General features: G+C 46.4%; 14 protein-coding genes. 6 read left to right on the top strand and 8 right to left on the bottom strand.

The features are described from left to right. Nucleotides 1–47: 47 nt before the first annotated feature. From ispG to ASG33_RS19345, 3 genes are all read right to left on the bottom strand, one after another. A complete protein-coding gene (gene ispG / locus ASG33_RS19355; protein ID WP_056289204.1) occupies nt 48–2051 on the bottom strand; it encodes a (E)-4-hydroxy-3-methylbut-2-enyl-diphosphate synthase in 2004 nt (667 codons plus the stop codon). Nucleotides 2052–2124: 73 nt separating this feature from the next. Then, the gene (locus ASG33_RS19350; protein ID WP_056289201.1) at nt 2125–3216 is read right to left on the bottom strand and encodes a galactokinase family protein; all 1092 of its coding nucleotides are present in this window, start codon (nt 3214–3216) and stop codon (nt 2125–2127) included. A gap of 3 nt (nt 3217–3219) precedes the next feature. Further along, complete coding sequence (locus ASG33_RS19345) at nt 3220–4443, bottom strand: sugar MFS transporter (RefSeq protein ID WP_056289197.1); 1224 nt, start codon at nt 4441–4443, stop codon at nt 3220–3222. 332 nt (nt 4444–4775) lie between these two features. On the opposite strand from ASG33_RS19345, the gene ASG33_RS19340 reads away from it, so the two are divergent. Both ASG33_RS19340 and folE read left to right on the top strand, forming a co-directional pair. Next, nucleotides 4776–5192 carry a 6-carboxytetrahydropterin synthase gene (locus tag ASG33_RS19340; protein WP_056289195.1) on the top strand — a complete coding sequence of 139 codons (417 nt, stop codon included), beginning with the start codon at nt 4776–4778 and terminating at the stop codon, nt 5190–5192. Beyond that, on the top strand, nt 5152–5841 hold the full coding sequence (folE, locus tag ASG33_RS19335) for a GTP cyclohydrolase I FolE (RefSeq protein ID WP_056289190.1): 690 nt from the start codon (nt 5152–5154) through the stop codon (nt 5839–5841). The genes ASG33_RS19340 and folE overlap by 41 nt, the downstream gene beginning before the upstream one ends. Before the next feature lie 121 nt (nt 5842–5962). Here the strand turns inward: folE and ASG33_RS19330 are convergent, their stop codons facing one another. Next, entirely contained in the window at nt 5963–6886 is a 924-nt protein-coding gene (locus ASG33_RS19330) for a sugar phosphate isomerase/epimerase (RefSeq protein ID WP_056289186.1), read from the bottom strand. A 24-nt stretch (nt 6887–6910) separates the two neighbouring features. Beyond that, entirely contained in the window at nt 6911–7924 is a 1014-nt protein-coding gene (locus tag ASG33_RS19325) for a cation diffusion facilitator family transporter (RefSeq protein WP_056289181.1), read from the bottom strand. Nucleotides 7925–7971: 47 nt separating this feature from the next. Here ASG33_RS19325 and ASG33_RS19320 point away from each other — a divergent pair, with 47 nt between their 5' ends. Further along, complete coding sequence (locus tag ASG33_RS19320; protein ID WP_056289177.1) at nt 7972–8517, top strand: NUDIX hydrolase; 546 nt, start codon at nt 7972–7974, stop codon at nt 8515–8517. A 1-nt stretch (nt 8518) separates the two neighbouring features. Then, nucleotides 8519–9133 (top strand): LysE family translocator, encoded by a 615-nt coding sequence (locus ASG33_RS19315; RefSeq protein WP_056289173.1) that lies wholly within the window; start codon nt 8519–8521, stop codon nt 9131–9133. On the opposite strand, the gene ASG33_RS19310 is transcribed toward ASG33_RS19315, so the two are convergent. Further along, the gene (locus ASG33_RS19310) at nt 9134–10699 is read right to left on the bottom strand and encodes a GH3 auxin-responsive promoter family protein (RefSeq protein WP_056289171.1); all 1566 of its coding nucleotides are present in this window, start codon (nt 10697–10699) and stop codon (nt 9134–9136) included. Between the two features lie 14 nt (nt 10700–10713). Further along, a complete protein-coding gene (gene surE, locus ASG33_RS19305; protein WP_056289167.1) occupies nt 10714–11481 on the bottom strand; it encodes a 5'/3'-nucleotidase SurE in 768 nt (255 codons plus the stop codon). Nucleotides 11482–11597: 116 nt separating this feature from the next. On the opposite strand from surE, the gene ASG33_RS19300 reads away from it, so the two are divergent. Next, nucleotides 11598–12092 (top strand): GNAT family N-acetyltransferase, encoded by a 495-nt coding sequence (locus ASG33_RS19300; protein ID WP_056289165.1) that lies wholly within the window; start codon nt 11598–11600, stop codon nt 12090–12092. Nucleotide 12093: 1 nt separating this feature from the next. On the opposite strand, the gene ASG33_RS19295 is transcribed toward ASG33_RS19300, so the two are convergent. Next, nucleotides 12094–13080 (bottom strand): rhodanese-related sulfurtransferase, encoded by a 987-nt coding sequence (locus tag ASG33_RS19295; protein ID WP_056289162.1) that lies wholly within the window; start codon nt 13078–13080, stop codon nt 12094–12096. 184 nt (nt 13081–13264) lie between these two features. Between ASG33_RS19295 and ASG33_RS19290 the strand changes: the two genes are divergently transcribed. Next, nucleotides 13265–13879: a deoxynucleoside kinase gene (locus tag ASG33_RS19290; RefSeq protein WP_056289159.1), complete on the top strand. Its 615-nt coding sequence runs from the start codon at nt 13265–13267 to the stop codon at nt 13877–13879. The last annotated feature ends 4 nt before the right edge of the window (nt 13880–13883 follow it).

Here is a 13883-nt window from a genome sequence, read left to right as displayed (position 1 = left end):
CAACACTAAAAGCCGATAGCTAATAGCTAACAGCTAACAGCTTTTGACTAAACATACACCTCTCTCTCCTCCGGTTCAATCCAGCGGCCATCTTCACGAATAAGCTCAATCAGCTCTTCCACTGCCTTCGCCGCCGTTACCGATCTTTTTATTACTTCCTGGCCGCGATACAAGGCAATTTTGTCTTTACCCATTCCCACATAACCATAATCCGCGTCGGCCATTTCGCCCGGGCCATTTACAATGCAGCCCATGATACCAATTTTCACGCCTTTCAGGTGCTCAGTATGCTTACGGATCATTGCTGTGGTTTCCTGCAGGTCAAAAAGCGTCCTGCCGCACGATGGGCATGAGATATATTCCGTTTTCGACATTCTTGTACGCGCTGCCTGCAAAATCCCGAAAGCGATATTGTTATAGGAAGCGGCAATGGTCAGCTTGTCGTCGTGCAATGTATTTTCATCAAAATCAGGGCTAAGTATTACACCATCGCCAAATCCGTCCACCAGCAAGCCGCCGATATCAGTTGCAGAATAAAGTGTCAGCTTATCGCCGATATCCGTCTTGTAGCTTCTCTGAACAATGACAGGTACCTTGATTTTCAGCTCAGTTAATTTGTAGAAAAACCTGCGCAGCTCGGGCATTGCATGTTTGTTCTGAGTAAAAACAACCAGTACGATCCTGTCACTCTCCCTGATATTGTTCAGGAAGGTATTGTCAAAAGAATGAATGTTACCTTTTACAAAGTTGAGCTGCCCACTTTTTCCGCTTATTTCTGCGGTCCATTCTTCTGCTTCAAACAATGGGAATTTGCTGTCTTTTTCAGGATGTTGCAGCCATTGTTCGTAATCCAGTATTTCCTTCAAACCATTTGGGAGCATGAAGGGAATGGGATTTTTGGCAGTATAAATGTAGTCAGCACCCAAATCGTTCATTGCCCATTTATCCGGCACCGGAAGGAAAAAATGGCCGATACTTTTCAGGTCTGAAAGGTTTTGAACCGGTATATCAGAGTAGTCAGCGATAACTCTGGGTACGTTCAGGTGACCAAGGTTATTGACTTCGTAAGTATCTCTCCGGGTATATTGAAAGGGATTAATCGGGCAGCCCGCAATAGGCTCGATCTCATCGTGTGGGACGCGATTGGTGTACCGCTCGACCAATGCACGCGCAACAGGCGCCTCTTTTTCGGGTGCTTCCGTAAGTGAGACCCTCACGGTATCTCCCAATCCATCTTCCAGCAAAGTACCGATACCCACCGCCGATTTGATCCGCCCGTCTTCTGCCTCACCCGCCTCGGTTACGCCGAGGTGAAGCGGATAAGGTTTAAGACCTTCTTCATCCAGGCGCTGCACCAGCAGGCGGTAAGCTTCTACCATCACCTGGGTGTTACTGGATTTCATCGACAATGCGATGTTATAGTAGTTCAGCTCCTCGCAGATCCGCAGGAATTCCAGTGCGGATTCCACCATACCCAGCGGTGTGTCGCCGTAACGGCTTAATATCCTGTCAGAAAGGGAGCCGTGGTTGGTACCAATGCGCATTGCTGTCCCATACTCCTTGCAGATCCTGACCAGCGGAATGAATTTTTCCCTGATCCTTTCAAGCTCGGCCGCGTAGGAAGCGTCTGTATAATCTATGATTTCAAATCGCTTTTTGTCGGCGTAGTTTCCGGGGTTAATCCTCACTTTCTCGACAATGCGCGCGGCTAGCTCTGCTGCGTTAGGTGTAAAATGAATGTCCGCAATCAATGGAACATTGATACCGAGCTTGCGCAGACCGTTTCTAATATTTTCAAGGTTCTGAGCCTCTTTCACACTCGGAGCTGTGATCCGCACGTATTCACATCCGGAATCCACCATGCGCACAACCTCGTCAATGGAACCCTGGGTATCCATTGTGTCTACGGTTGTCATGGATTGAACCCGGATCGGGTAATCAGAGCCCATGGGCAGGTCTCCGATCTGAATTGTAATAGTTTTTCTGCGTTGATATGCTGTCAGCGAAGGACAGTATAAGTTATTTTTTGTCTCAGAAGGTGCGATGATCATGGAATTTGAATGTGATCCGGTAAGCACAAAGGTCTTAAAAGAATAACACAATCGGAATTACATTCGTGCCTTTTTAAGGGTTTGCATCTTCAATCCTCGTGCCGGAATCGACTGTGATGATGTAACTTTTTCCGCCTTCTCTTTCAATCGCCGCGGCAACCTCTTCGGCTTTTTCCGGCGCGTAAACGAACATACAGCCACCGCCGCCTGATCCGTTTATCTTTCCGCCCAATGCACCTGCGAGTAAGGCTGCATCCATCATCCGCTCTATCTTGGGAGTGGAAGTGCGTTTAAAATCGCGGAGGTTTTTATAGTGCCTGTAAAGCAGGTCACCAAAATGCTTGTCAAATAATTGATCGACAGCTTCTTCCGCACTCTGGCTCAAAAGGGCCTTGCCTTCCAGCAATATATCCCGGTCCTCTACATTGGCACGCAAAAGTCCGAGCTCGTCGTCTGAAAGAATGTTCCGGTAGTCAGTAAGATGCTCAGGCGGTGTGCTGAAAATAGAAAATTGCGGGTTGAACGAGGTTACCTTTTTAATCACGTCTTCCATTCCGAATCGGCACCTTGCCAGAATCCCGAGGGTATCTTTTGGTTCAAGGGAATCCCCGAGAACGAAGGTGCCCAGCTTGGGCGTGAGCGTTTCAACCTTGATTTCGGGCGTGGATTCGAGGTAAATCACATTTCCGATTGCCGTAGAATAGTGGTCCATCATGCCGCCGGGTTCTCCGAATTCGAGTACCTCGGCTGCATTGGCAATTTCCCCAAGCTCCTTCTGAGAATAGTTGGCAGGATTATCGCTCATTCTGTCCAGGAAGTGCGCCCAGGAAACAATGAGGGCAGACGAACTTGACGTACCTGAATTGATGGGAATGTTACCGTGAATGGTACATTCAAAACCTCTTGAAAAGACAAGTCCCTTTCGCCTCAGCACATTGATGGTACTGCGAAAATAATCACGCTGCACCACATAGGGAAAGGTATCTCGGAGGGAGAAATCTTCCCTGATACCCAGATCAGGCAAATGCAGGATCACCTGATCGTCGTTCCGGTAAGTACCGTCGATACTGATCCTGCGCGATATAGCGGCTGCGATGACGGGTAATCCAAGATAATCCTGGTGTTCACCAAAGAGACAAATGCGGCCGGAAGTTGAAATTCTCATGAACTACCAGCTTTTCTTTTTGTGGCCAAACAGACCGAAATAGAGAATAAACAGGTAGAGCGGCAACATGATCCAGTAAGCCTGCTGCGTGCTGCCGATGGAATCAGCGATGCCTCCGTACACAAGCGGCAGAATAGCGCCACCCGATATACCCATTACCAGAAGCGCAGAAGCAGTTTTGGTAAACTTACCCAAACCGCTCAGCGACAACGGCCAGAGCGCAGGCCAGATTACCGCATTGGCAAAACCTAATATTGCAATGCAAAGTACGGAAGTGAAGCCCGTTGAATTTACTGCAACCAATGTAACAATTACACCCAGGATCGCGCAGAATTTGAGGTAAGCTTGTTGAGAAACATATTTAGGGATCAATGCAACACCGAGAATGTAGCCGAACATCATTCCATAAAGTGTGTAGGTACCAAAAAGGCGCGCCTCTTCTTCTGCAAAGCCCAGGTCGATCCCATAACTGATAATCGTGTCACCGGCGATTACCTCTACACCCACATAACAGAACAATGCAATCACACCCATGACAAGGTTAGGGAATTGCAATACGCTTGTTTTGGTTACAACAACCTGCGACGAGCTTACCACCGGCTCTTCTTCCTCTTCGCTCACTTCCACCAGTCCTTTTGAGAACCGGATCATGATCGCAGTAGCCACGAGCACAAGTGTAAGTACAATGTAAGGAGTGACCACTTTATCGAGCTCATCTTTCGGATCAACAGACGAGGCGCCTGCCAGTAGCAACTGGCCAAAAATCAGCTGGCTGATTACACCGGCTGTTTTGTTGGCAATCCCCATGATACTGATACGCTGCGCAGCACTTTCACGCGGCCCAAGAATCGTAACGTAAGGGTTTGAGGCAGTTTGCAATACCGTAAGTCCGATCCCTATCGTGAATAAACCCACCAGGAAGAGTCCGTAAGACGCCATGGAAGCGGCAGGTATAAATATCAGGGTACCAGCCGCCATTACCAGCAATGCGATCGACATTCCATTCTTAAAACCCGTCTTTTTGAGAACAAGTGAGGACGGGATTGCCATTAAGGTATAGGAAATAAAGAATGCGAAAGTTACCAGGTAGGAACTGGTGTTATCCAGCGAAAATGCCTTTTTGAAGAAACTGATCAGTGTTCCGTTGACCCAGGTCACGAAACCCATGATGAAAAAGATGATACCAATGATAAGGAGAGGAACCAGGTAGCTATTTTTTTTGCTCATTTAAATGTTGGTTAATGGACTTTCCGGGGGGTTATTTGTCGCGAAATTTAACTATTTATATACAATACTGAATAATCGCCATTCAGGCTCTTCTTTATTCTGCGTTTGAGCGCAATTTACATGCAATAAGTAGTTTTTTATTTTTTTTACGAATTAAATAATTCCACGAAGCTGCACATGATTTTGCATTGATGTGAACATTTTGGAAATGTATGGCGTTTACCCAAAGCAAGTGACTCCAAAGAGCATTTCACGCAGGCTCACGCCTTAAATGTGTTGGACACATACTTTGTTACGACATTTAAGGATTCATTATTTAAGTGATTTACAATATGGTGCAAAAGGTGGCTGTGTTCCGGAAGGAGCATTTCAATGCGGCTCATCGTCTTCATAACCCGGCGTGGTCAGAGGAGAAGAACGCAGCAGTATTCGATAAATGCAACAACCCTAATTTTCATGGGCATAACTATGAGCTGATCATACAGGTGACCGGTCCGGTTGATCCTGAGACAGGTTATGTGATGGATATGAAAGTACTCAGCGCCATTTTGAAGGAGTTTGTGGTCGATCGTTTTGACCACAAAAACCTGAACCTTGACGTACCCGAATTCCAATCCCTCAATCCTTCCGCAGAGAACATAGCGATCGTTATTTATTCCATTTTAAGACCTAAAATTGATTCAGGGCTTGACCTGAAAATTAGATTATATGAAACCGAACGGAACTTTGTCGAATATCCCGCCATCTGAAATTTTGGACCTGGAAGAAATCGGTGACGATCATGTGTTTAACTCCATCGAAACGCCTCTTCGCAAGGATGCTTTTGCTATAGAGGACGAGGTGAAAATTGAGCTGATCGAAAAGCATTTCAGGCACATCATGGAAATAATGGGCCTGGACCTGGCTGACGACAGTCTTAAAGGAACTCCCAAGCGGGTCGCGAAAATGTTTGTAAAAGAAGTTTTCAGTGGCCTCGACCCGAAGAACAAGCCAGCGATAACGCTGTTTGACAATAAATACAAATACGACCAGATGCTGGTCGAGAAAGACATTTCGGTGTTCTCCAACTGCGAGCACCATTTTGTGCCCATTTACGGTAAAGCGCACGTAGCGTATATTTCGAGCGGCAAAGTAATCGGCTTATCAAAGCTCAACCGCATAGTAGAATACTATGCCAAGCGCCCACAGGTACAAGAGCGGCTTACCGTACAAATTGCCAACGAATTGAAGCAGGCGCTACAAACCGAAGACGTTGCCGTAGTTATTGATGCCCAGCACATGTGCGTACAATCCCGGGGCATCCGCGATTCAGGAAGTTCTACGGTTACAGCATACTACGGCGGTAGGTTCGAAAACGAAGCGACTAAGAAGGAGTTTTTGAGTTATTTGGGAATGTAATTCAATTCATTTTGTCACCCTGCCCTTCGACTCCGCTCAGGGTGACAAAGGAGCTTAGCCAACAAAACAAAAAGAGGGATTTGCGCGATGCAAATCCCTCTTTTTATAACAGGCTTGATTATTAAACCGTCGGTCCAACTCTCTCCAGCAACGCCTTCGTTGCCTTGATACCATCATATTCAGAAAGCTTGCTTCCTTCGTACTCGATACCTGCGATACCTTTGAAACCTGCTTCTTTAACGATTTTCAGGATTTTTGTATAGTCTGTTTCAATGCAGTTTCCTTTTTCGTCGAAATCGTAGGTTTTTGCACTTACACCTTTTGCGAAAGGCATCAGTTCTTTTGTTCCCTGATATCTGTCGTAAGACTCTTCGCAGCCGGTTGACGAACGTTTGATACAGAAATTACCGAAATCAGGTAGTGTACCTACATTTTTCAGGTTAACCTGCTTCATTACACCCGATAGCCACTGTCCGTTTGAAGAAGAACCGCCGTGGTTTTCTACGATTACATTGATGCCTGTTTTGGCAGCAAACTCACCCAACTTACCCAAACCTTCTACCGCAGCCTTCGCGATTTCTTCATTGGATCCTTTTCCGAATGCATTCACACGAATGGTTTTGCAACCCAGGTACTTTGCCGCTTCCACCCATTTGTAATGGTTTTCAACAGCTTTGTTACGCACTGCAGCATCCAGTTCGCCCAGGCCGCCTTCACCGTCGATCATGATCAGGTGCGCCTTAACCCCGTTGTCTTTTTGTCTCTTAATCAGATCATTCAGGTACGTTTTATCCTCAGCTTTGTCCTTGAAGAACTGGTTTACGTACTCAACGATGGATATACCAAACTCTTTTTTAGCAAGTTCAGGGAATTCAAGGTTGGTCAGTTTTTTGGCAAATAATGCTTTGTGCAGCGACCATTCAGCCAGGGAAATGTCAAACCAAAGCTTTTTGGCAGGATCAGCTGCAAAAAGATCGGTAAAGGTAGTGGCAGCAAGCGCAGTAGCTCCTGCCTGTTTTAGGAAATCGCGTCGGGAAACGTACATTTTGGTTGGAATTTAGATTAAAAGTTATTCTTGTATATTGATCTTGGCTTCTGTGTAAAGCTTCTCATTCTTCACCAGCTTCGCCGCATCCCATTCAATGTCCTGAATGAAATCGTGCTGGCGTACCGGGCAATTGTCAATTCTGCAAAAGTAGCAGCATTGAAACAGGCAGGGGTCTGCGTGCACAAAAATCTCGGTTTCGCCGCTGTGGCTGTTTTTAAGTGTGTTTTCAAAGTTATGAATTGTTTCGTGCACTTTCTGAAGTTCCCAATAATAGGGTAGCGTCAGGTGGCAGTCAATGTGCAGGTCCGATCCGTACTGCTGCACGCGCAGGTTATGAACGTCTATCCAGTCCGGCTTCTTGTTGTCCCGCAAGGTTTGAACCACTTTTTCCAGCAGCGCCTCGTCACTAGCGTCCATTAATCCCGCCACCGATTTGCTCACAAGATGAAAACCATTATAAGCCAGGAACACGCCGAACAGGAGGGAGGCTGCGCTATCAATCCACACCTGACCGGTAAGTATAATGAGGCCGACGCTCACAATCAGCACAAGGCTGCTGATGCTGTCGGACATCAAATGCCGCCCGTCCGCGATCAGCGCAAGTGAGTTGGCCTTTGTTCCCTCTCGAAGCAGCTTATAGCCGATAATGGTATTGACAAAAATGGTGAAAATAATGAAACCCGATCCTTGCAGCAGGTTCTGGATCGGTGCGGGGTCCATCAAACGCTTCACTGCTTCTATAATAATGAAGAGCGAGGCGATCATGATCAATGCACCTTCAAAACCGGCGGAAAAGAACTCGACTTTCCCGTGTCCGTATGGGTGGTTGCGGTCTTTCGGCTGGGCTGAAAGGTAGATACTGTAAAAGGCAAAACCACTCGCAATCACATTGATGATCGACTCAAGAGCGTCGCTCAGGATTGCATTGGAAGAAGTAATATAGTAGGCAAAAAACTTCAACCCCGTCAGCAGGATACTGGCTATAAAAGACAGCAAAATGAGACGTTGTTTGAGCTTATTTTGGTTTATTTGCATCTGGGAGCTAAAATTCCGAGGTTAAAAATACTAAGAAAAAGCGGGTTATGTCCACAGAAAATAACTGGAAAACACTTTCGTCACAAACTGTATATGAAAATGCCTGGCTTGAACTCAGCCACCGCGACGTAATCAATCCGTCGGGCAACAAAGGCATTTACGGGCTCGTGAAATTTAAGAATCAGGCGATTGGCATTATTCCGCTTGACGAAAACGATAACATTTATCTGGTTGGTCAGTTCCGCTATGCGATCGATGAATATTCCTGGGAAATTCCCGAAGGCGGCGGCTTGCTAGGTACCGATGTACTTGCCGCGGCGCAAAGGGAGTTGAAGGAAGAAACCGGTCTGGTGGCCAATAAATGGACCAAGCTGGCGCGCATTCATACTTCCAATTCGGCCACGAACGAAGAGGCATTTTTATACATAGCCGAAGAACTTACCCAACAGGAAGCCGAGCCGGAAGATACGGAAGATCTGCAGGTCAGGATCGTGCCGCTTACGGAGGCAGTTGAAATGGTGATGCGTTCTGAGATCACCGATTCGATGTCTGTCTGCGCCATTCTCATGACAGCCCGGCTGAAAGGGATCTGATATGCTGGAGTCGCTGCTCTATGGTACGCTCACCGGCATTGCCCTTTGTCTCACTTTTGGTACCGTATTTTTTTCTTTGGTCCAAAATAGTGTCGACAATGGGTTTTGGAGTGGAGTGAAAATCGCGTTCGGCGTTTTTGTATGCGATATCATCTTTGTCTTCTTCGCGATCTTCGGTACTGCATTGCTGCCGGATATTCCCAACTTCAAGCAGTACATGGCAGGTGCGGGTGTGGTGTTCCTGCTTGTACTAGGACTGGGCAACCTGATCAAAGGCCAGCCGAAGATTGCCTATCCGCAGACCAGCCTGAGTAGTCTCGTTTACTATTTTACAACAGGATTTTTGTTAAATGGGCTGAATCCGGTGAATTTCATCAGCTGGGTTACCATCGCTTCTTATATCCGCACTAATCTGCACTACGATTTGAACCAGGTCATGCTGTTTTTTGGAGCGAGCGTGATTGCGGTTTTTTTGGTCGAATGCGGGATTGCATTCTCTGCCCAGCGGTTGAAGCGGCTTTTTACACCCAAAGTTGTGACGGTATTTAACAAAGTGACAGGCGCAGTTTTCATCCTGATCGCCTGTCAAATTGCTTATACCAACTTTATCAAGTAGCTATTTAATTTCGTATCCCTGGGTTTTCAGGAAAGCTTTCCATTCTTCGATCAGGAAGTTTTTAAATACGCGCGGAAACTTATGTTGTCCGCCCATTTTACCTTTTGATTTCATCCAGTCGTAAAATACCTGATTGGGTAAAACGGTCACGAAGACCTCCTGCAATGCATGGCGGCGCTCTACGGCGTAATCGTCATTTAACTCCGACAGCTTCGCATCCAGTTTCTTTTTCAGAAGTTCGGTATCTACATTCTGTTCCTCCACTCCGATATACCATTGATGCGCGAACATGGAACCGTGCTCCACGCCGCTCACCGTGAATTCTTTCACGGTAATGCCCATTTCGTCAGATACAAGATCGATCGCCTTGTTCATATTATCCACCGACAAGTGCTCTCCGCAGAGACTGAGGTAGTGTTTCGTGCGGCCGGTAATTACAATCTCGCCTTTTGCTTTGTCAATAAATTTCAAAGTATCTCCGATGAGATACCGCCACGCGCCGGCGCAGGTTGACAGCAGCAATGCATATTCCGTCCCTTCTTCCACCTGATCGATCATCAGCGTTTTCGGGTTGGCGAGCAACGTTCCTTCGGAGTCGAAATTCTCCTGGGTAAATGGGACAAACTCAAAAAAGAGCCCGTTATCACACACCAGCTCCATTCCCTGCGCGCCCGGACGGGTTTGATAGGCAATAAAGCCTTCTGAGGCAAGATAAGTATTGATGTAGATCAGCGGCCTGGCTAGCAGCTTCTCAAATCCTTTGCGATAAGGTTCAAAAGAAACCCCGCCGTGACCAAATACGCGCAGGTTCGGCCAGATATCGTGAATGGTTTTAACTTTATAATGGTCAATTATTTTTTCCATTAACAGCTGGATCCACGCCGGAACGCCCACTACGAAACCAATATCCCATTCGTGCGCCTGTTTCGTGATTTCTTCAAGCTTTAAGCCCCAATCTTTCTGAGCAGCGATTTTCTCGCCGGGCTTGTAATAAGGGCGGAACCAGTAGGGGATCTGTTTTGCCTGGATACCGCTCAAATCACCCTCAAAGTGCTTGTCCTGACCATTGAGATTAGTACTTCCGCCGAGCATCAGGAAACCTTTCTCGTACAGATCATCAGGAAGGTCTTTGTAATTGCCGAGCGATAAAATCTGGCGGATACTTGTTTTTTGCATTGCCCGGGACATTGCTTTGGTCACTGGAATGTGCTTTGTAGAAGCCTCCGATGTTCCTGAGCTTAATGCGAAATATTTGATCTGTCCAGGCCAGCAAACATCCTTTTCACCTGCAAGTGATTTGTGCCACCATTCATTGAAGATCTTGTTGTAATCGTGCACAGGGACAGAGCGTTTGTATAGCTCGTAAAACGCTCCTTTTTCGTTGAAAAGAATCGATGAAAGCAGTTCGTCGAAGTTGTATTTCTCGCCAAACTCGGTGTACCTGGCTTTTGCGAGCAGCTTGGCCAGTGTCTTTTTTTGTTGCTGATGAAGACTTGCCTTGCGCCTGTTAGCGACGATGTTGCTAAAATGTATGCCTCGTTTTAATAAGCGACCTACTAATGCCATAGCTGAATTTTAGATTATAAATCCCAGGTTGAGAGCTGTTTTAGAGCTCCATACTCTGTCAGATCATATTGACAAGGGACAACTGAGATATAATTGTTTTCAAGTGCCCAGACATCCGTATCTTCTTTTTCCGTGTCGAAATTGACGAACTCGCCCGCCATCCAGAAATAGCCTCTGCCATTTGGATCCACGCGGTAATCGAATTTCTCCTGCCACTTCGCGAGCGCCTGCCGGCACACTTTCACTCCTTTGATCGGCAAGTCGCTTTTCGCGGGAATGTTGACATTCAATGCAATTCCAATAGGTATCCCGTTTTTAAGGGCTTCTTCGGTGATCGATTTGATAAAAGGTACGCCATGACTGAAATCAGCATCCTCGCGAAAATCGCATAATGAAAATCCGATGGCCGGAATGCCTTCAATCGCTGCCTCTATCGCCGCCGACATGGTGCCGGAGTAAAGCACATTGATCGAGTTATTGCTTCCGTGGTTAATCCCGCTCACTACCAGATCAGGCTTTCTGTCCAGCAGAATGTGGTGCTTCGCTATTTTCACGCAATCGGCGGGTGTGCCCGAACATTCATACTCCGTCAAATTATCAAAGATGTGGGTAGCATAAAGGCGGAGGGGCTCGCCGATTGTGATCGCGTGGCCCATTCCCGACTGTGGGCTATTAGGCGCTACAACCACCACTTCACCCAGCTCCTGCATGATTTCTACCAGTGTCCGGATTCCTTTGGATGTTATGCCGTCGTCATTTGTAACTAAAATGAGGGGTTTCATATATTTCTACTTATCGGAAAGGCTCCGGAAGTACATTCCGGCGGCTGCGATGAAGTAATGCTGGTTTTTAGGTTTATAACTATTTATTTGCAGTTTTAAGCTCAAATTTAAACAATATGCCCGCATTCTCAATAAAGCCCGCGACCGCGGCGGATATACCGGCGATCATTTCAATACAGGAGCAAACCTGGGAACCTACTTACGGTGAAATCCTTAACAAGGAACAGATTGACTATATGTTTGATAAAATATATTCTTCTGACGCTTTGAAATCCCAAATGGAGGAAGGCCAGTCTTTTTTGATTTTGATGAAAGAAAATGAGCCCGCCGGCTTCGCATCTGTCTCCGAAGAAAAACCCGGAACGTTCAAATTACATAAATTATATGTACTTCCTTCGACGCAGGGTACCGGTGCGGGCAAATTCCTTTTGGGTGAGGCGGAGCGTTACGTAATGCAGGCTGGTGGCCAGGTAGTGCTCCTTAATGTCAACAGGTATAACAAGGCAAAGGCCTTTTACGAAAAGCAAGGCTATCAGGTGATCGATAAACAGGATATCCCGATCGGTCCGTACTGGATGAATGATTATATACTCGAAAAACGGCTTAACTGATTTAGGCAGATTGTGTTTGCTGCGCCAGCTTCATTTTTTTTAAGTTCTTTTTCTGGCTCTTCAAACCCTGCAATGGATGATAATGGTTGCTCTGGCTGACGTAATAACCTGTTCCATCATAAATCCGCTTGCCTGGGTGCGCCTTGCACTCAGGTGAGCATGCACCCTCCATTTCTTCGCCGCATTTGATGCAAACAGGTACGTGCGTGTTGCATTCCGCATTTGCACAGTTGATCATCCGATCGCAAGGTTCGTTGCAGATATAGCACTTGGAGATCACAGTCGGGTTCACGCTGTTTACGTCAACTGTAATCCTGTTGTCAAAAACGTAGCATTTGCCATCGAAATTCTCACCGCCTTCTTCAAGTCCGTACCGGATAATGCCGCCGTGAAGTTGATATACATCTTTAAATCCCTGGTCTAAAAGGTAGGCACTCGCTTTTTCGCATTTGATCCCGCCGGTACAATAAGTCACGATCTTTTTATCTTTCAAATGCTCGATCTCGTGAATGTGCTCCGGCAGTTCGCGGAGGGTGTGCATATCAAAAGTGATCGCTCCCTTGAACTTGCCGACTTCGTGCTCATAATCCGAGCGCATATCGACCAATACTACATCAGGGTCGTTGATCAGCTTCTTGAATTCAGCCGGTTCAAGGTGTTTTCCGGTTCGTTCCAGGGGGTTAACAGGCAGGTCAGAATTGACAATCTCATCTTTTACACGCACGTGCAGTTTTTGAAATGCAATCTTATCATGCTCCTCCACTTTGAACTGAACATGGCTGAAACGCGCATCCGAACGCACATAATTCATATAAGCTTCACAATCTTCCGGGGTGCCTGAAACGGTACCGTTCAATCCTTCCGGCGCGACGATAATTCGCCCAAGCAGGTTATGCTCAACGCAAAACACGTGGTGCTCGTCCCGGTAAGTTTCGGTATCAGCAATGGGAGAGTAGCAATAATATAAAATAACCCTGAACGGCTTCATTACAACTGATTTGGTTTTAACAAGAGAGGAAAAGTACCTCGCGAAATAGCTTTTTTCGCCAAAATCGATGGCAAATATACTAATAACACAACTTTAACGAAAATCGCACAGGTGCAGTTCTAACTCATTTTGAAATACATATTTTTGCAAAAAGCACCCGGACAGAAAATCTAAAATTGAACGTATGCACATCGCGATCATTGGTAATATAGGCGCAGGAAAAACGACGCTCACCCAGATGCTGGGCGAATATTATAAGTGGGATGTCATGTACGAGGCGGTAGAAGGCAATCCTTACCTAGCGGACTTTTACCATGATATGCCCCGTTGGGCTTTCAATTTGCAGATTTTCTTCCTGAACAGTCGGTTTGCGCAGGTGCAGCAGATCAGGGCCACTACTTACTCTACCATCGTTCAGGACCGCACGATTTATGAAGATGCTTACATTTTCGCCAGGAATTTGTATGAATCCGGCGTAATGGCGGAGCGGGATTACCAGACTTACCAATTGCTTTTTAAGTCGATTATCAATACAGTTTCACAGCCGGACCTGCTCATTTATCTCAAAGCGGACATTCCCAAGCTCGTTTCTCAGATCAGGAAACGAGGCCGCGACTTTGAAGCCGATATATCGACAGAGTATCTTTCAAGCCTTAACCGCTACTACGAGGATTTTGCCAAAAATTATGACCACGGTAAAATCCTGGAAATAGATGTAAACCAGATGGATTTTGCGGCTAACCGGGCGGATTTCGAATCTATAATTACATTGCTGAACAAGGAGCTGTTTTACCTTTGAAGTA

It is taken from the genome of Dyadobacter sp. Leaf189, assembly GCF_001424405.1.
In the GTDB taxonomy this organism is placed as follows: Bacteria; Bacteroidota; Bacteroidia; order Cytophagales; family Spirosomataceae; genus Dyadobacter.
This window is presented reverse-complemented; position numbering and strand designations above follow the sequence as displayed.

Excerpts from the sequence above, each read along its gene's own strand:
- ASG33_RS19320 (WP_056289177.1), top strand. The coding sequence starts at position 7,972 with ATGTCCACAGAAAATAACTGGAAAACACTTTCGTCACAAACTGTATAT.
- ASG33_RS19350 (WP_056289201.1), bottom strand. The coding sequence starts at position 3,216 with ATGAGAATTTCAACTTCCGGCCGCATTTGTCTCTTTGGTGAACACCAG.
- ASG33_RS19290 (WP_056289159.1), top strand. The coding sequence starts at position 13,265 with ATGCACATCGCGATCATTGGTAATATAGGCGCAGGAAAAACGACGCTC.
- ispG (WP_056289204.1), bottom strand. The coding sequence starts at position 2,051 with ATGATCATCGCACCTTCTGAGACAAAAAATAACTTATACTGTCCTTCG.
- ASG33_RS19345 (WP_056289197.1), bottom strand. The coding sequence starts at position 4,443 with ATGAGCAAAAAAAATAGCTACCTGGTTCCTCTCCTTATCATTGGTATC.
- ASG33_RS19315 (WP_056289173.1), top strand. The coding sequence starts at position 8,519 with ATGCTGGAGTCGCTGCTCTATGGTACGCTCACCGGCATTGCCCTTTGT.
- ASG33_RS19300 (WP_056289165.1), top strand. The coding sequence starts at position 11,598 with ATGCCCGCATTCTCAATAAAGCCCGCGACCGCGGCGGATATACCGGCG.
- ASG33_RS19325 (WP_056289181.1), bottom strand. The coding sequence starts at position 7,924 with ATGCAAATAAACCAAAATAAGCTCAAACAACGTCTCATTTTGCTGTCT.
- folE (WP_056289190.1), top strand. The coding sequence starts at position 5,152 with ATGAAACCGAACGGAACTTTGTCGAATATCCCGCCATCTGAAATTTTG.
- ASG33_RS19295 (WP_056289162.1), bottom strand. The coding sequence starts at position 13,080 with ATGAAGCCGTTCAGGGTTATTTTATATTATTGCTACTCTCCCATTGCT.
- ASG33_RS19310 (WP_056289171.1), bottom strand. The coding sequence starts at position 10,699 with ATGGCATTAGTAGGTCGCTTATTAAAACGAGGCATACATTTTAGCAAC.
- ASG33_RS19330 (WP_056289186.1), bottom strand. The coding sequence starts at position 6,886 with ATGTACGTTTCCCGACGCGATTTCCTAAAACAGGCAGGAGCTACTGCG.
- ASG33_RS19340 (WP_056289195.1), top strand. The coding sequence starts at position 4,776 with ATGGTGCAAAAGGTGGCTGTGTTCCGGAAGGAGCATTTCAATGCGGCT.
- surE (WP_056289167.1), bottom strand. The coding sequence starts at position 11,481 with ATGAAACCCCTCATTTTAGTTACAAATGACGACGGCATAACATCCAAA.